Source organism: Streptomyces sp. NPDC001056 (assembly GCF_053598955.1).
The window spans coordinates 101509-122632 of record NZ_JBSFLI010000019.1 but is presented as its reverse complement, the minus strand read 5'-3'; the positions used below and the strand labels follow the sequence as shown (position 1 = coordinate 122632).

Sequence of the window (21124 nt, the reverse complement as noted above, 5' to 3'; positions counted from 1 at the left end):
CCCGTGTTCTCCAACTACCTGATCGGACTGCGGGAGGGGCTGGAGGCGTCGCTCGTCGTCTGCATCCTGATCGCGTACCTGGTCAAGACCGGCCGCCGGGACGCCCTTCGGCCGATCTGGACCGGCATCGGCATCGCGATCGCGCTGGCGCTGGGCTTCGGCTGCGCGCTCGAATTCGGCTCCCAGGAAATGACGTTCCAGGCGCAGGAGGCGCTCGGCGGCTCGCTGTCGATCCTCGCCGTGGGCCTGGTGACCTGGATGGTGTTCTGGATGCGGCGCACCGCCCGGTACCTGAAGTCGGAGCTGGGCGCCAAGCTGGACGCGGCACTCGCGATGGGCACCGGTGCGCTGGTCGCCACGGCGTTCCTCGCGGTCGGCCGGGAGGGCCTGGAGACGGCGCTGTTCGTGTGGGCGTCGGTGCACGCGGCCAGCGACGGCACCCCGCGCCCGCTGATCGGCGTGGCCCTCGGCATCGCCACGGCGGTGGTGCTGGGCTGGCTGTTCTACCGGGGCGCGCTGCGCATCAACCTGGCGAAGTTCTTCACCTGGACCGGCGGCATGCTGGTGGTGGTCGCGGCGGGCGTGCTGGCGTACGGCTTCCACGACCTCCAGGAGGCCGGCTGGATCCCCGGCATCAACCACCTGGCCTTCGACATCAGCGGCACCGTCGCGCCGGACAGCTGGTACGGCACCCTCCTCAAGGGCGTGTTCAACTTCCAGCCGGACCCGACGGTCGTTCAGATCACGGTGTGGGCGCTGTACCTGCTCCCGGTGCTCACGGCGTTCCTCGCCCCGGTAGGGTTCGCCTCCGGGAAGGGGAAGGTGAAGGAGCCCGATGACCAGGGAACGCAGTCCTCGACGGCTTCGCCGGCGTGACCGGAACGCGCTGACGGCGGCGGCACTGACCGCCTTGTCACTCACGGCGAGCGGGTGTGTGGTGGTGCACGGGGAGCGCGAGGTGCTGCCCGGCGCCACCCGGGCGGAGGCCGCCAAGGCGCTGGCCGCGTTCACCGACGCGTACAACAAGGCCGACAAGGCGTACGACAGTTCGCTCGACGCGCCCTACGTCACCGGGCCGCTCGCCGACATCGACGCGGCCCGGCTGAAGGCGGGGCACGTCAACAGCCCCTCCGGCAACGCGAGTCACACCCCGCTGAAGCTGTCGGACGTAAGGATCACGATCCCGAAGAAGGCGGGCTGGCCCCGCTGGTTCCTCGCGGACGCGCGGGGCAACAAGGGCGGGAACTACCGCTGGCTGCTGGTGTTCACGCGGGCGGACCTGGGTGAGCGGTGGCGGGTGGCGTACCTGACGCTGGCGGCGCCGGGCGCGGTGCCGCGGTTCAAGAAGGACAAGGACGGGTGGGGCGAGGCGGTGCCCGCGTCCTCGTCGCACCTGGCGGTCGCGCCCGGCGACTTGAGCCGCTCCTACACCGCCTACCTGAAGAACGGCGGCACGTCGTTCGCCGACGGGCCGAACACGAGCCAGTTGCGCGCCTACCGCCAGGGCCAGGCCCGCAAGCCGGGCCTCGTGCGCCAGTACATCGACCAGCCCCTGACCCGGGGCGACTACGCCCCGCTCGCCCTGCGCACGGCGGACGGCGGCGCGCTGGTCTTCTTCACCACCCACCACTACGAGAAGGAGACCGCCGCCGCGAACACGTCGGTGCCGGCCCCCAGCAAGGCCGTCCAGGCCCTCACGACGGGCGAGATCCACCAGTCGCTGACCCTGGAGTCCATATCCAACCAGGCGGCGCTGGACCCGACGGGGAAGGGGACGGTGTCGATGGTGGGGCGGGTGCAGGGGGTCACGGGGGCGAAGGGCGAGTAGGCCCCCGGGGGCTCGCCCGGCCCTCGCACCGGACCGGTGGCGGCCGGTGGCCGTCAGTGGCGCAGGGGCCAGGGCTGCTGGGGCGTGGCCTCGGAGGCGTGGCGGGCGCAGGCGTCGGTGAGGGATTCCAGGAGGGTCAGCGGTTCCGGTAGCGGGTGCTCCGGGCCGCGCAGCCAGCGGACCTGCTGGTCGTCGTCGCCGGGGAGGCGGGCCGGGGGGACGAGGACGTAGGAGCCGCGGCAGTGCCAGCGCAGGCCCGGGTGCTCGGCCATCGTCTCGGGGTGGCAGTCCAGCTCGCAGGGCCACCACTCGTCCTCGTCCTCGGGGGTCCCCCGGGTGAGGGTGAAGAACAGCATCCGGCCGTCGTCGCTCTCGGCGACCGGCCCCACCTCGACGCCCTCCGCGAGCAGCCGTTCCAGCGCCTCCCGGCCGGCCTGCACGGGCACGTCCAGGACGTCGTGGACCATGCCGGTCGCGGTGATGAAGTTGGCCTGCGGCTGGTGCCGGGCCCACCGCTCGATCTGGGCGCGGTCGGTCGTGGACTGGGTCTGCCAGGCGAACGACACGGGGTGCCGGGCCGGGGTGGGACAGCCCACGCGGTCGCAGGAGCACCGGTAACCGGGCGCGGGGTACGCGGCGGGCGCGAGCGGCAGCCCCGCGCCGGCGGCGGCGAGCAGCAGAGCCTCACGACCGCCGTCGTCGGCGGCTTCCTTCGGGCGGCGTCCACGCAGCCACTGGGAGAGTTTGCCCTGCCGGCCGACCCGGCCGCCGAACGTCCCGCTCATCTATCCCCTCGCCTCGCTGGTGTGCGGACAGCATGCCTCATGGTCCCACCTTCGTGCGCTTCGGGGGGCAGCAGGCGGATACGGGGGGATTCGGGGGAGACGTACCTCACTGTGCCCGGTCCGGGGGCCACGGGTCGCCCCAGTCCGTGTCCCGTGCCGATCTGTACAGGTCGCCGTGGCGCTTGGTGACGGTCGTGCGGTGGAGGCGTTCGTCCTGCTCGCACAGGTCGAGGAGGACCTGGCCCTTGCGGATCTGGGGGCGGCGGACGACGCGGGCGGGGGCCGGCCGGGCGGTCAGGCGGGTGGCGGCGACGTAGGAGAACTTCTCGTCCTCGTAGGCCAGGGAGCCGCCCTTGACGCGGCGGTGCAGGGAGGAGCGGCCGACGCGGGCGGAGAAGTGGCACCAGTCGGTGCCGGGCGCGATCGGACAGGCGGCGCTGTGCGGGCAGGGCGCGGCGATGCCGAACCCGGCGCGGATCAGCCGGTCGCGGGCCTCGATGACCCGGGCGTACCCGGCGGGCGTGCCGGCCTCCACGATCACCACGGCCCGCGCGGCATCCGCGGCGGCGTCGACGAGCGCGGCGCGGTCGGCCTCGGTGAGTTCGTTGAGGACGTACGAGACCGTGAGGAGGTCCGTCGGCTCCAGGGCGAGCGCGGCGCCGATCCGGGCGCGCTGCCAGCGGGCTCCGGCCAGGGCGGGGTTGGCGGCGGCCAGCTCCCGGCCGAGGGCGAGCGCGGGCTCGGCCCAGTCGAGCACGGTCACCGGGCGGGTGCCGGCCCAGGTGTCGGTGACCGCCCAGGTCGCCGCGCCGGTGCCGCCGCCGACGTCCACATGGCTGCCGGGAACCCAGCCGGGAACGGCGTCCGCGAACGCCCCGAGGGCCGAGCGCACCGCTTCGAAGGTGGCCGGCATCCGGTACGCGGCGTAGGCGGCGACGTCGGCGCGGTCGCGGAGGATCGGGGCGTGCGTCGGGGTGTCGCCGCGGTAGGCGGCGATGAGCCGTTCGACGGCGCCGGCGGCCTGGCTGGGCGGAAGCCCGTCGAGCAGCTCGGCGAGGCTCCGGCGGAGGGTTTCGGCCGGTGGTACGGGGGCGGTCACCTGGAGATTCTATGGCGCGCGGGGGTGGCGCAGGACCGGCTGGGACTCCGCCCGGACACCACCGTGGTGGCGGGGCGCAGGACCGGCTGGGGGCTCCGCCCGGACACCACCGTGGTGGCGCGGGCGCAGGACCGGCTGGGGGCTCCGCCCGGACACCACCGTGGTGGCGCGGGCGGCGTACGGCCGCGGGGCGTACGGCACGACGGCGGGCCCGGCCGGCCGGGGCCATGTGTCCCGCCCCCGCCCGCTCACACCACCGCCCGCGCCAGCCACGTCCCGATCGCCGCCCTCGGGAGGCTGTCCGCCGGGCGGCGGCGGGGATGCACCGTGTTCGCCAGGAGCACCAGGAACGTGTCCGTCGCCCGGTCGAGGACCAGGGACGTGCCGGTGAAGCCCGTGTGGCCGGCGGCGCCGTGGCCGGAGAGGGCGCCCATGAACCAGGGTTGGTCGACGGCGAAGCCCAGGCCGGGTGGGGTGAGGAGGAGGTCGGTGAAGTCGGGGGCGAGGATGCGGGCGGGCCCGTAGGAGCCGCCGGCGAGGAGGGCTCGGCAGAAGACGGCGAGGTCGCGGGCGGTGGAGAAGAGGCCCGCGTGGCCGGCGACGCCGCCGAGGGCCCAGGCGTTCTCGTCGTGGACGACCCCCCGCAGCATCCCCCGGTCGGCCTTGGCCCACGGCCGCCACTGGTCCTCGGTCGCCGCCGCCCCCGGGCAGGGCCCGAACCCGGTCGCGGTCATGCCGAGCGGCCGGGTGATGCCGTTGCGCACGAGCACGTCGAGGGTGCGGCCCGTGATGCGCTCCAGGACGAACTGGAGGAGCAGCATGTTCAGGTCCGAGTAGCGGTAGGTGCCCGGCGGACTCGACGGCGCCTCGGTGCGCAGCATCGTCATGCGGGCGGCGCGGTCCGGGCAGTCGTACAGGGGGAGTTCGGGGCGCAGCCCGGAGGTGTGGGTGAGCAACTGCCGTACCGTCACGCGGTGTCGGGCCACGGCACGGAACTCCGGTAGATAGCGGCCTACTTGGACGTCCATCCCCAGGGTGCCGCGCTCGATCTGCTGTACCGCCGCGACCGAGGTGAACAGCTTGGTCAGGGAGGCCAGGTCGAAGGGGGTGTCGACGGTGACCGGCACCCGGTCCTCGGGCGGCAGCTCGACGCCGGTGTCGGTGCCGGGGTCGTAGGAGGAGTAGCGGACGGCCCAGCCCGCCGTCTCCGCCACGGCGATCACGGGCCCACGGCCGGCCATGACGACCGCGCCGGCCGCCCAGGGACGCGGTCCGGCGGTGAGGGCGTGCACCTCGCCGACCAGGTGCCCGAGCGCGTCGGGGTCCAGTCCGGCCCGCTCCGGTGTGTCGGCGCGCAGTCTCGGTGCGCTCAGTTCTCGGCTCCTTCCGACCTCGCCCGGATGTTCTCCCGCGTGTTCCAGGGACGGCACATTCCCACGAAGCAGGCTCCGGCGACCAGTGCGGCCGCCAGTTGGACGACGGCCATCGGGACGGCGGTGTGCTCCCCGGCGATCCCGACGAGCGGCGAGGCGACCGCGCCGACGAGGAAGGAGGAGGTGCCGAGCAGCGCGGACGCGGAGCCGGCGGCGTGCCTGGTGCGCAGCAGGGCGAGCGTCTGGGCGTTGGGCATGGCCAGCCCCATCGCGGACATCAGGACGAACAGCGCGGCGGCGACGGGCGCGAGCCCGACCTCTCCGAAGACGCCGGTGGACATCAGCAGCAGCGCGGTCGCGGCGAGCGTGATCACCGTGAGCCCGGCGCCCAGCACCTTGTCCAGGCTGACCCGGCCGACCAGCACCTTGCCGTTGATCTGCCCGGCGGCCACCAGACCGACCGAGTTGAGCCCGAACAGCAGGCTGAAGGTCTGCGGGGAGGCGCCGTAGATCTCCTGGATCACGAAAGGGGACGCGCTCACGTAGGCGAACAGCGCGGCGAAGGCGAAGCCGCCGGCCAGCATGTAGCCGGTGAAGGGCAGGTCGGCGAGGAGCGAGCGCATCGAGCGCAGCGCGTGGCCCACTCCCCCGCCGTGCCGGTCCCCGGGCTCCAGCGTCTCCGGCAGTCGCAGCCAGACCAGCGCGCCGAGCAGCGCCCCGACCACGGTGAGCACCACGAACACCCCGCGCCAGTCGGTGACCCGCAGGATCTGCCCGCCGATCAGCGGCGCCACGACCGGCGCGACCCCGGAGACGAGCATCAGCGTGGAGAAGAAGCGGGCCATGGCGACGCCGTCGTAGAGGTCGCGTACGACGGCCCGTGCGATGACGATGCCGGCCGCGCCCGCGAGGCCCTGGACGAGCCGGAAGGCGACGAGGGTCTCGATGCTGGGGGCGGCGGCGCACAGGGCGGTCGCGACGAGGTTCACGGCGAGGCCGGTCAGCAGCGGTCGGCGCCGGCCCCAGCGGTCGCTCATCGGGCCGACCACCAGCTGGCCCAGCGCCATGCCCAGCAGACAGGCGGTCAGGGTGAGCTGGACGGTCGCGGCGGGTGCGTGCAGGGAGCCGGTGACCTCCGGCAGGGACGGGAGGTACATGTCCATGGCGAGCGGGGGCGTCGCGGTGAGGCCGCCGAGGACGAGGGTCACGAGGAGGCCGGCGCGGCGGGCGGCGGGGGACGCGGGCGGTGCGGTGTTCTCCGTCTGCGGTGTCGGTGCCGCCGCGTGCTCGGGCATGAGTCCCCTTCCTGGGTAGCGGCACCCTCGACGAGGCTGCCTTGGTTGAAACTTCCACTGAAACGCGGCTCCTATGTTCCCAGCTCGGACAAACTGGCGGGGAACATAAGAGCGACAGAGGAGGGGCGGTCACCGTACGGCGGACAGAGAGTGCCGCATCGCGGACAGGCCGAACGGGGCGTTCCTGTGCGCGCAGGCGGCGTGCCGGGCGATGAAGGAGCAGGACCCCAGGACGGCCGGATCATCGACAACGGCTCGATCTCGGCGCACACGCCCCGCCCCGCACTCGGTCGCCTGCACCGCGACCGAGCACGCGCTGACCGGCCTCACCAAGTCCCTTTTCCTGGACGGGCGTTCGTACCGGATCGCGGTCGGGTGGATCGACATCGGCAACGCGGCCACGGAGATGACGCGGCGGATGCGCACCGGCACGCTCCAGGCGAACGGCGAGACGGCGCCCGAGCCGATGATGGACGTGGCCGAAGTGGCGCGCACCGTACGGCACATGGCCGAGCTGCCGCTGGAGGCCAACGCGCAGTTCGCGACGGTGCCGGCGACGGGGATGCCGTACATCGGGCGCGGCTGACCACCAAATCCGGCCAACTTCCGCTTCCCGCACGCCGGTTCACGCGATCGGACTTCCGACTTCCCGGCTATTGCGGCCGGTCGGGCCCCTGTGCTCAACTCTTCTCCACGAGAGCTTCACAGTTGGGGCAGTGGATTCCGAGACCATCGCGAGGGGGGGATGCGGCGGTCGTCCCGCTCACCGGCCACCTCGCCGGAGGCGGGACGACCGCCGTACGACGTCAGCGCCGGTGCCGTCCGCCACCCTGGTCCGTGGGGGCCGGGGGCTCCTGGGGGTCCGGCTCCGCCGCGCGGGGCGCGGGGGGCTTGCGGGTGTCGGTCGTACCGCGGGCCGCGAGGGCCTGGCGGCGGCGCCGCAGCAGAAAGCCCCCCGCCGCCGCGAGGAGCGCCGCCGTGCCCGCCGCGCCCTCCACGAGGCGCGCGGCGGAGGGACCCTTGGCCGGTGCGCCCGCCGCGCCGGCCGCCGCCTGCCCGATTCCGTGCGCGGGCGCCGGGGACGCGGTCGCGCCGCCCTCGCTGAGCGGCTTGACCAGCGCGCCCACCGGCCGGGCCGCGCGGCCATGGGTGAAGCCCCAGTCGAGGAGGGCGGCGGTCTGCTCGTAGACGGCGTTGCTGCCGGCGACCGGGTGCATGACCGTGACCAGCAGGGTGCGGCCGTCTCGGGTGGCGGCGCCGGTGAAGGTGTTGCCGGCGTGGCTGGTGTAACCGTTCTTCACGCCGATCAGGCCGTCGTACGTCTTCAGGCCCCACGCCCCGGTGAGCAGGCGGTCGGTGTTCTGGATCTGGAAGGTCTTCCTGCCGCCCGCCGGGAAGTTCGCGACGCGGGTGCCGCAGTAGCCGCGGAAGTCGGGGTCCAGCAGCCCGTGCCGGGCGAACAGCGTGAGGTCGTACGCCGACGACAACTGGCCGGGGTGGTCGAAGCCGTCGGGGCTGACCACATGGGTGTCCAGGGCCTGGAGGTCCTGCGCCTTGGCCTGCATCTCGGCGACGGTCTTGGCGATGCCGCCGTTCATGTGCGCGAGGACGTGCACGGCGTCGTTGCCGGAGCGCAGGAACACGCCCTGCCACAACTGCTCGACGGTGTAGGTGATGCCCGCCTTGATCCCGACGAGGCTGGAGCCGGCCGGGACGTCGGAGATGTCGGAGTCCTTGACCGTGTACTTCTCGGTGCGGTCGAACTTCTTCAGCACGGTGTCCGCGAACAGCATCTTCAGCGTGGACGCGGGCGCGAGGCGCTGGTGGGCGTTGAAGGAGGCGAGCACCTCACCGGTCGTACCGTCGGCGACGAGCCAGGCGCGGGCGCTGAGCATCTTCGTGGGGACCGCGGTGGCGCCGTTCACCTGGAGCCCGCCGCGGGCCAGCCGTTCGCCGCCGATGGCGGTGGCCGCCGGCGCGGCGAGGGCCGGGGCGGCCGCGGACAGGGGAAGGGCGGCGGCCGTCAGCCCGAGGACGGCACGCCGGCTGAGCCGGGAGGATTCGCGCACCCCGGGACGGTACACCGCGCCGAGCAGCGGATTCGGCACCGGAGGGCGGTGACCGCCAGGGAATTTGCCACGTTATGAAAATCTGACCGGATACCGTCTGATGGCCGACGTGAGCAGCCTCACGCCTGACCGGTCTCGAAGCGCGTGATCCGTCCCTCCTCGTCCATGGTGAAGCTCCACCTGGTGTTCATCTCGCCCCAGGTGTCGTTGCGGTAGCGGGCGACCAGCGCACGGCCGCCGCGGGACTCGTTGTCGACGTCGATGTGACCGTGGGACGAGAAGATCTCCCGGTCGATCCAGTCGGCGAGATCGCGGTCGGAGCCGTCGTCGGACATGGTCGCGTCGGGCGCGAGCAGGGCCAGGAAGCCTTCGCGATCATGGGCGTTGACGGCGTTGACGAAGGCCCGGACGGCCGGATCGCGGAGTTTGGCTGGCTGAATCGTCATGGCGCCAGGCTCACACCGCGCCCCTGTCCCCGCCACCGGAGCGCCCGGCGGGCGGCGTCCGATGGTGTGACCGGTGTGACGGTGGTACCACGAAGAGGAACCTTGTCTCATCGGCTGGCATCGGCTTGGGAGTCACCGTGACCTGTTACGACCGACGTGATCTGGGCCTGCTGCTGCTCCGGCTGGGAACGGGCGGGGTGCTGGCGGCGCACGGCGCACAGAAGCTGTTCGGCTGGTTCGGCGGCCACGGCCTGGAAGGCACCGGCCAGTTCATGGAATCCGTCGGCTACTCCCCCGGCAAGGCGAGCGCCATGGCCGCGGGCCTCGCGGAGAGCGGCGGCGGCACACTCCTCGCGCTGGGCCTCGCCACCCCGGCGGCGGGCGCGGCGGCCGCGGGCGCGATGGCGGGCGCGGCGGCGGTGCACGCGCCCAACGGCTTCTTCGCCCAGGAGGGCGGCTACGAGTACGCGGCGACGCTGGGCCTCGCCGCGGTCGGCCTCGCGGTCACCGGCCCGGGTCGGCTCTCCCTCGACCACGTGCTCGGCCACGTCTTCGACCGCGGCTGGATGGTCCCGGCCGCCCTCGCGGCGACGGCGGCGGGCACGGCGGTGGTGGTGGGCGCGCGGACGAGGCGGGTGCGGGCGAAGAGGGAGGGTGAACAGGAGGCGTTGTTCGAGAAGTCCGAGGAGGAGTAGGTCCGCCGGGGGCTTCTGCGCGGCGGGCCGCCGGGCTGGGGGTTGGGGTGGGGGTGGGGGTGGGGGCTTGGTGGGGGGCCTGGTGAGGGGCTTGGTGCGGTGGGCCGCCGGGTTCCATGACGTGGTGTGCCGCCGGGAGTTGACGCGGTGGGGCGCCGGGCGCGGGGCTCTGCGGCGTGCTCCGAGGGCTTGGCTCGGCTTGGCTTGGCTCGGCTTGGCTCGGCTTGGCTTGGTGGGAGGCCGGGCGGGGCGTGCGCGCGCCCTGAGACTCGACCCGGCGGGAGGCCAAAGGCAGGTCCTGCGAAGTGCCCCGAGGAACTCGGCACGAGGGACACCGGCCCGGGACTCCGCAACGCACCGGCGGAAATTAGGGCGACGGGCGCCGGACGCGGGGCTTCGCGGCGTGCCGCGGGGCCGCGCGTGGGAGGCTGCCCCGCATGACCGACCAGGACTCGACCCCCCTCGACCTCTGGCCCGCCATCGACGAGCTCTTCTCCCGCCTGGAGGCCACCCAGACGGCCCAACCCGGCCGGGAGGGCCTGCTGTTGCGCATTCTCAAACTGTCGGAGGAGGCCGGCGAGGTCGCGGAGGCGGTGATCGGCGCGACCGGACAGAACCCGCGCAAGGGCGTCACCCACACCTGGGAGGACGTCCAGGCGGAACTGTGCGACGTGGCGATCACGGCCCTGGTGGCCCTGCGCACCCTGACCCCGGAGGCCGGGGAGGTGTTCGAACGGCATCTGAAGGGGGTGCGGGAGCGCCCGCTGAAGCGGTCGGTGTAGGGGACCGGCCGCCTCCCGGATCCGGACCCGCAGGGTGCGTTCCGACAGCGGGGTCGGGCCCGCCCGGTCGACGGCGAGCCGTGCGCCCGGGACAGGACGCGCGGCTCAGTCCCCGAGGGCCGGCACGGCGAGCTGTCCGGCGACGACCGCCAGCCAGCCGCTGGGCGAGTAGGGCGCGGGAGGATCGACCTCCATACCGAGCTCCGCGACGGCGAGGGCGTAGTCGGACTCGTCCAGCTCCAGCGCGAGCAGCTCCTGCAACTCCCCGACGAGGCGGGCCACGAGCTGCCGGTCGGTGGAGTCCCGGTAGTCCTCGACGGCGGCGTGATGGTCGTCGAACTCGTCCGGCATGTCCTGGGAGAACCATCCCCCGAGGAACTGCCCGAGTTCAGGGAAGCGGGCGTGCCACTCCCAGTGGGTTGCGGGGACCGCCGACGCCGGTACCTCTCCCGTCTCGATGCTGTCCTTGATGTGGTCCGCGAGGCAGCGCAGCCAGGACTGGATCTCGCCCTGGGGCACGCCGACATCGGGCACGGCGTAGAACTCGCCCAGACGCAGCCGAAGCCGCCCCGGCGGGTTGTCGGCGTACTCTCGCAACTGCCGCTCGGCGACGGCGAGGGCCCACGGCCGGCTGTGCCAGGTGTGCCGGAGGTAGGCGGTCAGGGCCGCACCGGGCTGTTCCGGGGTGTCGTCCGCCGGTTGCCCGAGGTAGGCGCGCATGACCTGGTCGAGCTCGCCGTAGCGGCGGTCGTGTTCGAGGGGGCTCAGGGGCACGGTGGTCAGCCTCTACGGGTCTACAGATAGATCGGGAACGTGGAGTGCACGGTGAAGCCGTGCGGGCGCGCGGAGTCCCTCTTGAGGACCACCCGGGCGGCCCGCACCTCGACGGGCTCCCGGCCCGCCAGCATCATCGCCTGCAACAACACCCGCCCGACCGGCTCCTCCCGAGCGGGCCAGGCCGCCTCGATGGTCAACCGAGCCCGCGTGGACTGCGCGAGCCAACGGTGAATGAGCTGCTCATTGGCGGTGACGACCTGCTGGGTGGCCCATTGGGCGGTCTCGCGGTCGGGGTAGGTGGCGGATCGGGTGCGCATTTAGCCGACGTCCCCGCTCCGCTGTCCGCCAGGGGGGGTCCAGAGCGGTGAGTGGGCTTCCTTCAGGTGCTCGATGCAGTGCCGGGCGAGCAGCGGGAAGAAGTCGAGGAAGTCCGCGCTGCCCGATCCACCGCCCATCACCTCGAAGAAGAACGTGTCCATCTGCTCCTCGGTGTGGAAAAGGGCGAGAGCCTGGTAGCACTCGGACACGACGCTCGGCAGCTGCCACGGGCACTGCGGGTGTGACTCCTCGATGAACATGCGGATTCCTTCCTCCACGGTGGAGTCCTGCATGTCGTCGCTGACCGCCGCGCCGTCCTGGCCCCAGTAGATCGGCATGATCTGGGAGAAACGCGGGAATCGCAGACGCAACTCATCCGCGCTCAGCGGGACGTCTTCGGAGGACCTCCAATTCCCGCTCTCCAGATGCTCGGCGATCTCCCGGAGGACCTGCGGCGTGCGGTCCTCGGTCTCCGCGCGAGGAATCCGACCGAGCGCTTCGTGCGTGGGACAGACCTCGAACAACTCCGCGGCCACACGTAGTTCGGCGGCGATCTCACGCAGATTGCGGCCGCCGTCCTGTTCGGCAGTCCGCATTCCACGGATGAGAGGGAACAGCCGCCTCCGCCACTGAGCGGAGTCGTCGGGAATCCTTGTGTTCCACCCGTCATACGGGGCCAGGAGTACGCGAGCCCCCTCAAGGCTCCAGTAATCCACAGATCTCACATCCGTCATGCGATCATCCTACTTCTTACAGATCTTTCGGCATCGAGGTCATCACGGTGAAGGGAGGACCGAGATCCTCGGTCAACCGAGCCCGCGTGGACTGCGCGAGCCAACGGTGAATGAGCTGCTCATTGGCGGTGACGACCTGCTGGGTGGCCCATTGGGCGGTCTCGCGGTCGGGGTAGGTGGCGGATCGGGTGCGCACCGTCGGTCCTCTCCTGGGGCTATGGGCGGCGGTCGGGGGATCGCGAACGGTTCAGTCGTCCTCGAAACGCCAGAGCACCAGGACGTTCTCGTCCGACACCCCGATGAGGCAGATGTCGATGGTGGGGCCGGCGAGGACATTGGCGTGGAACGACGAGGCCAGGAAATCGGCCTCCGCACCATCCTCCGCGTGCCCGTGATTGGTGAAGAAACGCGCGCCGTCCCCCACGGCCCCCAGGACTTCCCGCAGACAGGTGTCGCGTTCCGTGTTCGGTACTCGAAGGGACGGATGAGGGCCGTACAGAAGAGATCCGACTGAAATCAGCCCGGCCAGCTCCAGGGCCTGGGCGGGGGAGATCTCCAGGAGGCTGTCGTGCAGTTCTCCGGAATCGACCTGACTGAGTACGGGATTTCCCTGGATCGTGTTCATCACCGTGTCATGCCAGTCCGGTTCCCCGCGGGCGGCGAGCGCGGCGAAGGACTGGCGTTCGTCGAAGCGCCCTCGCGCGCAGGTGGGCAAGCCCGCCATGCTTTCCGTCACAGTTCCTCCCCGTGTGCGCTCACGGCAGCCTCGGCATGGACGTATAGACCACGTACGGCGGGTGCAGGCCGTTCTTGTACTTGAGTACGACCTCCACCGAGTGCGCATCCTGTGCCGCGCTCGCCCTGGGGTCTCCTGCCGAGATGGTACGCCCGGTCGTAGCGTTGAACTCCACCGGATCCAGCTTCAGAATGGAATTGTCCTGGCGCGGCCTGGACAACCATCTCTTGATTTTTTCCTGATTGTCGACACCTTCGTTCTTCTGGCCGGAATTGGCGGGCGGTCCCACGTATTCCACGGTGTCCTGTGTGTATTTCTGGGCGGTCGCCAGATCGGTGAAGCTGGACGCGGCGGGGATCGTCGGCTGGTCCCGGAGCCGCTGTGCGAGTTGCTCGTCGGTCTTGCCTACGTGTTTGTCGATGACATGACTACCGTGGATTCCCTCCTGGTTCGCCAGGTCGATCGGATAGGCGTGATTCGATTCGCTGTCCCCCGGCACCGTGTACAGGGGATCTCCCTTGAAATCGGTGAGCGCTCGCGCACCGAATGCCTCGGCTCTCGCGGACTCCGCGATGAAGGTCGGCGCGCTCGCGAACGCCTCGTCCAGCGCCGCCATCAGATCCTCGATGCGCCGGACCTGGCGGTTGACCCGGTTGTCGTAGGCGGTGACGGCGTCGTTCATGGCGCCCTCGTCGATATCCAGAACGATACCGATCGAAATGTCCGTCACCACGCCCTTTCCCATGTGCCACAGCCCCTTGAGCACACTCGTGGGGTGGCTGATCTCCATCTTCTCCGGGTCGAGCTGCCGGATGCTGTCCTTCACGGCCTGGATGTAGATCCGGTGCAGGTCGCCGCGCACGTCCTCCGCCGCCTGGGCCACGTTGTACACCGCGTCGACCATGGTGTCGCAGGTGTCGAACAGGACGGCGAAGACGGGATGACTGGTTCCCCTCTTGCGCGCATCGTCGTTCGCCCAGTCGTAGCCATCCCGGGTCTTGCCCCAGGCGGACGTTCCCCACAGCGTGCTGCAGAACGTCCGCATCGCGTCGTACCACTCCTGGTTGGCCTGGTCGGTGATACCTCCGATGTAGCCGGTCAGCATCCCCTCCACCATGCCGAGCGTGCCCTGCGGCATGCGCCACGCCTCGGAAATCGAGTACAGGCGCAAGTGGTTGGGGAGTGGAAGGATCTTCGCCGCCTTGCCCCAGCGGCACTCGTGCTCCAGCAGAGGCCGCATGACGGTGAGGACCACGCCCTCCAGACCCTCCAGGATCTCCTGCGCGAAGCTCTGACCGGCGTCGATGTCGCCCCACTTGAAATCGGTGACCGGGCCGTACTTGGGCGGCGTGTCGATCACCTGTGGGGCGGGGCGCTGCGCCGGAGGGCCGCTCGGCGAGGGGTGTGTGGCGTGGTCGGCCGCGGCGTAGTTGTTGGCGGTGTTGGCGAAACCGACGCCCGCCCCGCCCACGCTCACCACGGACTTGGCCCACACATCGAGGAACCGGTTGGCGATCTTCACGTAGGACTTGGTGAAGCCCGCCATGGCCGATCCGTTCCCACCGCCGTCCGGATACCGCGCCAGCTCGGCGAGGAACGCCTTGATGCCCTTGTCGAGAGGGTCCTGCTGACCCGCCACGTTGGCGGACACCTGGTGGAGGACCGAGGGCGTCACATCGATCGTCCCCTGACCGGGCTGGGCCGGGGTGGCCATCAGACGGCTCCCCAGCCGCGCAGCACCGCTCGGTGCGCGGCCGCGTAATTGGCGTGCCCGGTGGTGACGTACGCGTGCAGCCACTTCTGGGCCGCCTGCAGGTCCTGCGCGGAGCGGTCCCATTCGTCCAGCTTCTCGACGAAGATCTCGCGGGCCTCGCCCTTCCAGGACAGCACGACCGGTTCGACGCGTTCGTACAGATCGCCCAGTTCGCCATTGAGCTTCTTGAGGATGTCCTCCAGATCCATGGCGAGTTCATGGAGCGTGGCGAACGAGACGGTGATGTGGTCGCCGTCGGCACCGGTCGACATGTTTCCCCCTTGTTGTCGGTCACCGCGATGGTGAGAAGGCACGTGGTCCCGTGAGTGTCAGAAGCCGTCCAGGCTGCTGTGCGGGCGTACCGGCGCGTCGTCGGCCGCGGTGTTCGGCGTGGACAGCTTGTCGACCTCACTGGCGACATCCACATGGACCCGCCGCATCTGCTCCAGCACGTGCAGATCGTCACTGCTGAAGCCGTCACGGCTCAGCCGCACCGCCTGTTCCAGACCCTTCATCACTTCCCGGATGCGCACGGCGTCCTCGGCCGCCGCACGGTGGAACTCCCGGTACGCCGTCGCCGCAGGCCCCCGCCAGCCGGCCTCGATGCGGTCGACCAGCTCGTCCATGCGCCGGACCTGCTGGTCGAGATGGTTCTGCATATGGTCGAGGTCGTTCGCCAATTTGGTGAGGTCCTCGGACGACACGTGCAGGTCGGCGCCTTGCTGGTGCCCCTGCCCCGTCCCTCGCATGCCCATGTCGTATCTCCCCCGGTCACCGGCGGTACCAGTGGCCCGCCGACGAGGCCATTCTACGGCGGGCCCACCGGAAGGCATTCTGGGTGCTTCCGGTAGTCAACTCCTCTCCTGCGCAGGTGGGCTGGAAGCACAGCGGTCGCCGACGAGCAGCCGGTCGAGTGATGCGCCCACACCGTCTTGCCCGGACCCTCGGCACGCGGACACAGGCCCCGGCGGGCCACCAGGTGGGACACGAGGAGCAGCCCGCCCCCGGCCTCTCCGACACCTGCACCCCACCGGTCGGGGAGAGCCGCCACAGCGGGGCCGAGGGCGGTCGGTGTGTGGGTGTCGACGGCCGCTCAGACCGCCCGCAGGGCGCCGGGGCGGCGGCCCGTGAGGAGGTCGAGTGCGGCGGCGCTCGCGTCGTCGGACGGCAGGTGGACGACGAGCTGCTGGTCGTCGTCGGCGGGCAGGCCGAGCGTTTCGTAGGCCAGCCGTACCTCCCCCACCAGTGGGTGGACCATGCGCACCACCCCGTTCGCCCGCGGCAGCCCCGGCAGCGTCCGCGGCCGGCCGGCGAACGGTTCCCCGGAGGACACCGTCAACTCGTCCATCAGGGCGCCGATATGGGCATCGGTCTGGCCCGGTCCCTGTTTGAGGGCCGCGACCTGCTCGTCCGCGACCGTCTCCCAGTCCGGGTACACCGTGCGCGCCCGCGGGTCGGTGAAGACGAAGCGGGCGAGACTGGGCCGGACACCGTCCAGCAGGCCGAGCGGTTCGGCCAGCCGCCGGTACCCGTCCGTGCAGGGGACCGCCCGGGACAGGTCGACCAAGTTCCACTCGTCCAGGAGCTGCAGCACCTTCTGATGCAGGCGCCCCCACACTCCCGCCCGAGACCAGATTGCGAAACGGCGATGCACGGTCGACTTCGACGCTCCGAAGCACGGCGGCAGCGCCCGCCAGGCACAGCCGCTGACAGGCACATAGATGATGGCGGGAGGACCGCCTCATCATCGATGTTCGCGACCCCGCCCCCTTGTGGCCGCACCCGCGCCGGCGGCAGCAGCGGCTTCGCAACATCCCACAAACCGTCGGGAACGATCCATCCCCTGGGACGCTCGCCCAGCGCGTCACGAGGGGCGCGCTGAACCACACCCGGACCGGCCGCACCTCCCCGGCGGACATCGCGCACTCGGCGCGCACGACGCCGCCGGATGCCGCGAGCCGGGCCGTCTCCGCTCGGGGACGGGCCCCGGCCGGGGTTGCTCTCAGGTCGCCTTGAACTCTCCTTCGAGGAGCCAGAGGATGATGTCGCTCTGGTCGAGTTCGGTCGGTAGTGGACGATTCCATCGATGGGTCTCCGCAGCCACGTGCGTGAGACCCGTGAGCTCCCATCGGTGATCCGCCAGCCAGGTGGCGGGAGAAGACGTGGGACCGGTGTCGAACTGTTCCATGGCCAGCGCCCAGGAGGCCTGTTCCTGTTCGTCCTTCGAACCACTTCGCATGTCCTCGACCCGCGGTTGCCGACTGTAATACTCCGTGACCAGTCGGCTGCCCGGTGCCGACAGCGAGCCAACCGTTTTCAACAGCTGGGAGCAGTCGCTGTCGGAGAGGTACATCAACAAGCCCTCCACGATCCACACGGTCGCTTTTTTCGGGTCGAAGCCCGCAGCGAGCAGCGGCCCGGTCCACTCCTCGCGCAGGTCGACGGCGATCGGGACGCGGCGGCAGGACGGCTGCGCCTGCTCCCGGTCGAGCACGCGTTGCTTGTAGTCCAGAACAGCGTCCTGGTCCAGTTCGAAAACCGTGGTGTCGTCGGGCAGATCAAGCCTGTAGGCGCGGCTGTCCAGTCCCGCCGCGAGAAGAACGACCTGCCTGTGGCCGGACGCGACAGCATGCGTGAGGCGCTGGTCGTAGAACGGTGTCCGCATCGCGATGTAGGTGCAGTAGAAATGCCACATCCCGGTTGCGTGGTCACCGTTCGCCGGCCCGAGCCGGGGCCTTTCAGCGTCGGGCGTGCTCGTCTCAGCCGCTCCGGAAGCGAACACGGCCCCCAGCGGATCGTTGAAAATGCGGTCCGGCCGTTCGGATTCGACCGACCTGCAATATGCGGTGAGCAGTGCGGTCCATCCGATTCCACTGGGCGGTTTGATGTCGGACACAATTTCGTCCTCTCTGTGCGGTGTTCGGCGAAAGCGATGTCGGGGACGCTGCGCGCCTTGAAAGAAGAGTGGAGAATCTGTGGACGGTACTCAGGCTGTCCCGCAGGTCGGTCCGTCCTGAAGCCGCCCATACGCGCGGGTCCCTGCACGCGCCAAATCGGCTACGTCGGGAGCTGCAGAAGTTGCTGAAGGCTCAGCTGCACGGAAATGGCGTGGTCGAAGAGGTAGAAGTGGTCTCCTGGGTACTCCGTGACGCCGACGAAGTTCGAGGTGCGATCGGCCCACACCCCCATCGCGCTCGCGCCGACGAGCGGGTCCGACCGGCCGGCGAACGCGACCACCGGACAGGAGACCTGCGCACCGTCGTCCACGTAGTCGGCCGCCGCCCCGAAATCGGCGCGCAGCGCCGGTAGCGCCGTTCTCAGGAGCTCTTCAGCCAGTACGGACCCCGTAGGCAACAGTCCCAACTCCTTGACCGCCGCAATGAGTTCGTCATCGGACATTTCCGGTACCGCCCGCTGCTTCGCCAGTAGGTCTTCGCCGGGCACCCAGCCGGAGACGGCCAGCACGGAGGGCGCCGTCATGCCCTCCTTCTCGAACTGAACGGCAAGCCGATACGCCAGAAGCGCGCCGAAGCTGTGCCCGAACAACGCGTAGGGCCGGCCGTCCAGTTCGGCTTCCAGCGCCTCACCCATGCGTGCCAGCAGCAGCGGGAGCCGGGTGAGGGGCGCCTCGTCACCACGTCCCCACCGGCCCGGCAGATGGAGCACGCGCGGCTCGACGGTGGCAGGCACCGTCGCCGCCCACTCCCGGTACATCGCGCCAGTTCCACCGGCGTGCGGGAAGAGGAACAACTGGACGTCCGCGTCGTCGTCAGGAGCGCGGCCTGAGGGCGGGAACCATTCACCGGGTTGCGAGGGTGCGTGTGACATGTGGCCTCGGTCTGCGTCGTCGTGAAGGGGCGTTTGTTTGCGGCGTGCAGTTCCTCGATGCGCCGCCAAGCCTTCCCGTAGGCAGCGGACACGGCAGTGGGCAGGAACGGCAGCCGGCCGTCGTAGACCGGGCGACGCGGCGCAGCAGCGGGTCGGCGTACGAGGCATCAGCGGGCTTCAGCACAGAACGTTGTCCAGCCAGCGTTCGAGCAGGGCCCTCTCACCGGTCACCGCCACGGAGGACCCCGCCTCGGGAATCCGGCGCTTGAGCAGCAGAAGGAGATCCGAAGCCGTTCCGCGGACAACCACGTCATCGCCGTCACCCGGTCGCCAGGCGGAGGTGGCCACTCCTTGGGGAGTGCACACCGCCAGCCACCCTTCGTGACCGTCCACGTCCGTGGGCTGGAAGCGCAGTCGCTCGCCGTTGCCCTTCATGTTCGCCAACCGGGGGTCGAGGAACGGCGCGGCGGCAGGTTCACGGACGTAAGCGAGCCACTGGTCGATGCTGTCGACCGCGAGATCGGTGTCGATGCGGAGCTGCCGGGCGGCGAGCACTTCCGCGTCCGCCCGGTGCAGCGATGTCTCGAGCAACGCCCAGCGGGCCCAGGTCCTCACACGCGGAGGGCAGAACTCCCGCCAGACGGCCGTGTCCGGTCCGGCCTCAAGGAGCGCGGAGGTCAGCCTCCGGGCCCCGTCGGTGATCCACTGCGACAGACGCCTTCGATCCACCGGATCGCCGAAGCTGTCGAGCGCGCGGAGCGTCAGCTGGTGGATCTGCTCGCTCCAGTCGCCGGAGAGGTCGCCGTCGCCGCCACCGATCTCCAGCAGCGACACCCTCTGGGTGGCCCGGGTCTCGACAATGACCGCCGCCCACTCCTGGGCCTGGTGCACGTGCACCATGAGCTGACCGGCGGTCCATCCAGGGCAGGTCGGCACCGGTTGCTCCAGGGGCACACCGTCCAGGGCGGCCACGAAGCTTTCGGTCTCCGAGAACACGCCCTCACACAGGCGTACGAAGTCGATCGATGACACTGAATGACTCCCCCATTTACGCACCGCCGAGTCGCGACGCTGGCTTTTGATCGTGATGACGTCATGTCGGTCCCGCACCACCGGTGCGGATACCGACTTGGTGGCGAGACTCCCGGAATCGCGGGACCGGGACGAGGGCTGCTGGTGCACAGCCGGACCGCAGGCCGGCGGAGCGGCCGGTGAACGGCTGGGACAGGCGCGCCCTGCGGTTCGTGCGCGGCACGGGCGAACAGAACCTCGGCGGGCGTGCCCCGGACGGGCAGGGCGTGGGGACACGCGTCGAAGAGATCCTCCGCGGGCCCGGCCGCCGCAGCTCGCCGTCGCGCTCGAAGCAGGGAGCCTCACCGTCCAGCCGCTCCGCCGCGCCGCTCTGGCAGCGCCCGTGCTGTGCGGGCGCACCCGTGCGGCTCGCGTCAGCCGCGAGCGCAGGGACGTCGCCGGGCGGCACTTCCCCCTCGATCACGCGGAGGTCGGGCAGCCCGTCGTCCAGCCGTGAGTACGGCGGCACCCGGTACTGCCCGCACCCCGAGTCCGTCGGCACGGCCGGTCCCTCACGGAGCACGACGCCGTCGACCGTCACCCGGCCCGAGCAGGGGGTGAACGAGGCGGCGGTCTCAGCACGGGCCGGCGCACAGCGAGCCGTGCCGGTCAGTGGTACTGAGCGGACCTTGACCAGTGTCTCGGCGGTGACACCGGAGCAGCAGCCCGGAAGGACGTGGGCGCCCGTCTCGCGTACGCGAGCGAGGCCGAGCCGTAGAAGAGGTGGCGCGTCGCCACCGGTACGGACGACTTCCGCCGAGGATGCCGCCCACGGACGCTCGCCCCGCGGCATCCCGCAGGCGGAGTCCCCCGTACCGGCTGGGACGATCGCCATGTCGGCGGCTGCGGGACCGTCGTGGCCGATCAATCCCGCCGTAACTTCTCGCACCGCACCGTCACCGCCCACCACCCCAACCGCCTTTTCGGCGTCGCCCGGTTCCCGCCATCGCATTGGTGACCCCCAGGGCGCGCCTGGAAGTGGAGGTTGCCTGTACTGCCATGAAAGCGAGCTCCATATCGGGACGATGGAGAGAACGGAACGCGCCCTGTTGCCCGGACCCGCGGAACCCCGTCTCCGCGAGGGCCCCGGAAGGAGGACCCGAGTCACCGTGACACGGCACTTGCTCGTGTGTGGCGCGAAATGCGACGTGACGACCGTTCCGGGCGGTTCGCGGCCAATCCTGCCAGGCAGCCCTGAGACGGCACTGACACGCGGCTGACACGGCGCTGACGCCGATGAGGGGCGGCGCGCTGCACACCGCGGGAGAGGGGCGCAGCGCTCACGGCAAAGCCCCGGATCGGGTCCGTGGCGGGCGGGGCCGGCGAATGCCGGCCGCGGCGCCTGCCTCGCTCCGGCGCCGCCGGCCCCGGGAGCCCGGCACGTGCTTCTGGCCATGACCGACCGGGCGCCGTTCACCCTCGACTGGAGGTTCGGGGTGTGCACTCGTTCGTCCGCGACCTCCGACCAGCACCCCGCCGCTCCGGCGAGCAGGCCAGGAGAGTGCCGCACAACGTGGCCACCTGTGTCGCGGGCA

At 71.0% G+C, this 21124-nt stretch carries 22 protein-coding genes and 3 pseudogenes; 5 read left to right on the top strand and 20 right to left on the bottom strand.

Going from position 1 to position 21124, the window contains the following annotated elements; genetic code table 11:
* The first annotated feature begins 3 nt into the window (after positions 1-3).
* Positions 4-876, top strand: a complete 873-nt coding sequence (gene efeU / locus ACWDD7_RS22825) for an iron uptake transporter permease EfeU (protein ID WP_450458681.1) — start codon at positions 4-6, stop codon at positions 874-876.
* Positions 836-1828: a hypothetical protein gene (locus ACWDD7_RS22820; RefSeq protein WP_450458680.1), complete on the top strand. Its 993-nt coding sequence runs from the start codon at positions 836-838 to the stop codon at positions 1826-1828. The genes efeU and ACWDD7_RS22820 overlap by 41 nt, the downstream gene beginning before the upstream one ends.
* A gap of 53 nt (positions 1829-1881) precedes the next feature.
* Here ACWDD7_RS22820 and ACWDD7_RS22815 read toward each other — a convergent pair whose 3' ends face one another.
* The 4 genes from ACWDD7_RS22815 to ACWDD7_RS22800 all read right to left on the bottom strand — a co-directional run bounded on the left by ACWDD7_RS22815 (position 1882) and on the right by ACWDD7_RS22800 (position 6380).
* Positions 1882-2613, bottom strand: coding sequence for a bifunctional DNA primase/polymerase (locus ACWDD7_RS22815; RefSeq protein WP_450458679.1), 732 nt, complete (start codon positions 2611-2613; stop codon positions 1882-1884).
* A 106-nt stretch (positions 2614-2719) separates the two neighbouring features.
* Positions 2720-3712, bottom strand: coding sequence for a small ribosomal subunit Rsm22 family protein (locus tag ACWDD7_RS22810; RefSeq protein WP_450458678.1), 993 nt, complete (start codon positions 3710-3712; stop codon positions 2720-2722).
* A 248-nt stretch (positions 3713-3960) separates the two neighbouring features.
* Positions 3961-5142 carry a serine hydrolase domain-containing protein gene (locus tag ACWDD7_RS22805; protein WP_450458677.1) on the bottom strand — a complete coding sequence of 394 codons (1182 nt, stop codon included), beginning with the start codon at positions 5140-5142 and terminating at the stop codon, positions 3961-3963.
* Positions 5082-6380, bottom strand: a complete 1299-nt coding sequence (locus ACWDD7_RS22800) for a multidrug effflux MFS transporter (RefSeq protein ID WP_450458676.1) — start codon at positions 6378-6380, stop codon at positions 5082-5084. The genes ACWDD7_RS22805 and ACWDD7_RS22800 overlap by 61 nt, the downstream gene beginning before the upstream one ends.
* A gap of 172 nt (positions 6381-6552) precedes the next feature.
* On the opposite strand from ACWDD7_RS22800, the pseudogene ACWDD7_RS22795 reads away from it, so the two are divergent.
* A pseudogene (locus ACWDD7_RS22795) lies at positions 6553-6966 on the top strand (SDR family oxidoreductase); the annotation flags it as partial.
* A 220-nt stretch (positions 6967-7186) separates the two neighbouring features.
* Here the strand turns inward: ACWDD7_RS22795 and ACWDD7_RS22790 are convergent.
* On the bottom strand, positions 7187-8449 hold the full coding sequence (locus ACWDD7_RS22790) for a D-alanyl-D-alanine carboxypeptidase family protein (RefSeq protein WP_450458675.1): 1263 nt from the start codon (positions 8447-8449) through the stop codon (positions 7187-7189).
* Between the two features lie 119 nt (positions 8450-8568).
* Entirely contained in the window at positions 8569-8895 is a 327-nt protein-coding gene (locus ACWDD7_RS22785; protein ID WP_450458674.1) for a nuclear transport factor 2 family protein, read from the bottom strand.
* Between the two features lie 137 nt (positions 8896-9032).
* On the opposite strand from ACWDD7_RS22785, the gene ACWDD7_RS22780 reads away from it, so the two are divergent.
* The gene (locus ACWDD7_RS22780; RefSeq protein WP_450458673.1) at positions 9033-9590 is read left to right on the top strand and encodes a DoxX family protein; all 558 of its coding nucleotides are present in this window, start codon (positions 9033-9035) and stop codon (positions 9588-9590) included.
* Between the two features lie 437 nt (positions 9591-10027).
* Positions 10028-10372: a MazG-like family protein gene (locus tag ACWDD7_RS22775; RefSeq protein ID WP_450458672.1), complete on the top strand. Its 345-nt coding sequence runs from the start codon at positions 10028-10030 to the stop codon at positions 10370-10372.
* A 105-nt stretch (positions 10373-10477) separates the two neighbouring features.
* Here ACWDD7_RS22775 and ACWDD7_RS22770 read toward each other — a convergent pair whose 3' ends face one another.
* The 14 genes and pseudogenes from ACWDD7_RS22770 to ACWDD7_RS22705 all read right to left on the bottom strand — a co-directional run bounded on the left by ACWDD7_RS22770 (position 10478) and on the right by ACWDD7_RS22705 (position 20541).
* On the bottom strand, positions 10478-11146 hold the full coding sequence (locus ACWDD7_RS22770) for a contact-dependent growth inhibition system immunity protein (RefSeq protein ID WP_351868804.1): 669 nt from the start codon (positions 11144-11146) through the stop codon (positions 10478-10480).
* A gap of 20 nt (positions 11147-11166) precedes the next feature.
* A complete protein-coding gene (locus ACWDD7_RS22765) occupies positions 11167-11466 on the bottom strand; it encodes an RNase A-like domain-containing protein (RefSeq protein ID WP_450458671.1) in 300 nt (99 codons plus the stop codon).
* On the bottom strand, positions 11467-12063 hold the full coding sequence (locus ACWDD7_RS22760) for a hypothetical protein (RefSeq protein ID WP_450458670.1): 597 nt from the start codon (positions 12061-12063) through the stop codon (positions 11467-11469).
* 190 nt (positions 12064-12253) lie between these two features.
* Positions 12254-12397, bottom strand: a pseudogene (locus tag ACWDD7_RS22755) (RNase A-like domain-containing protein); the annotation flags it as partial.
* A 51-nt stretch (positions 12398-12448) separates the two neighbouring features.
* Positions 12449-12937, bottom strand: a complete 489-nt coding sequence (locus ACWDD7_RS22750; protein ID WP_450458669.1) for a hypothetical protein — start codon at positions 12935-12937, stop codon at positions 12449-12451.
* A 19-nt stretch (positions 12938-12956) separates the two neighbouring features.
* Positions 12957-14651 (bottom strand): RNase A-like domain-containing protein, encoded by a 1695-nt coding sequence (locus ACWDD7_RS22745; protein ID WP_450458668.1) that lies wholly within the window; start codon positions 14649-14651, stop codon positions 12957-12959.
* Positions 14651-14962, bottom strand: a complete 312-nt coding sequence (locus ACWDD7_RS22740) for a WXG100 family type VII secretion target (RefSeq protein ID WP_392219040.1) — start codon at positions 14960-14962, stop codon at positions 14651-14653. The genes ACWDD7_RS22745 and ACWDD7_RS22740 overlap by 1 nt, the downstream gene beginning before the upstream one ends.
* A 57-nt stretch (positions 14963-15019) precedes the next feature.
* Positions 15020-15445 carry a WXG100 family type VII secretion target gene (locus ACWDD7_RS22735; protein ID WP_450458667.1) on the bottom strand — a complete coding sequence of 142 codons (426 nt, stop codon included), beginning with the start codon at positions 15443-15445 and terminating at the stop codon, positions 15020-15022.
* 338 nt (positions 15446-15783) lie between these two features.
* Positions 15784-16257, bottom strand: coding sequence for an MmyB family transcriptional regulator (locus tag ACWDD7_RS22730; protein ID WP_450458709.1), 474 nt, complete (start codon positions 16255-16257; stop codon positions 15784-15786).
* A pseudogene (locus ACWDD7_RS22725) lies at positions 16234-16550 on the bottom strand (transposase); the annotation flags it as partial. The pseudogene ACWDD7_RS22725 and the gene ACWDD7_RS22730, both read right to left, overlap by 24 nt.
* A 142-nt stretch (positions 16551-16692) precedes the next feature.
* Positions 16693-17586, bottom strand: coding sequence for an SAM-dependent methyltransferase (locus ACWDD7_RS22720; RefSeq protein ID WP_450458666.1), 894 nt, complete (start codon positions 17584-17586; stop codon positions 16693-16695).
* A gap of 161 nt (positions 17587-17747) precedes the next feature.
* Positions 17748-18518: a thioesterase II family protein gene (locus ACWDD7_RS22715; RefSeq protein ID WP_450458665.1), complete on the bottom strand. Its 771-nt coding sequence runs from the start codon at positions 18516-18518 to the stop codon at positions 17748-17750.
* Between the two features lie 177 nt (positions 18519-18695).
* Positions 18696-19550: a maleylpyruvate isomerase N-terminal domain-containing protein gene (locus ACWDD7_RS22710; protein ID WP_450458664.1), complete on the bottom strand. Its 855-nt coding sequence runs from the start codon at positions 19548-19550 to the stop codon at positions 18696-18698.
* Between the two features lie 61 nt (positions 19551-19611).
* Positions 19612-20541 carry a diacylglycerol kinase family protein gene (locus ACWDD7_RS22705; RefSeq protein ID WP_450458663.1) on the bottom strand — a complete coding sequence of 310 codons (930 nt, stop codon included), beginning with the start codon at positions 20539-20541 and terminating at the stop codon, positions 19612-19614.
* Positions 20542-21124 lie beyond the last annotated feature (583 nt).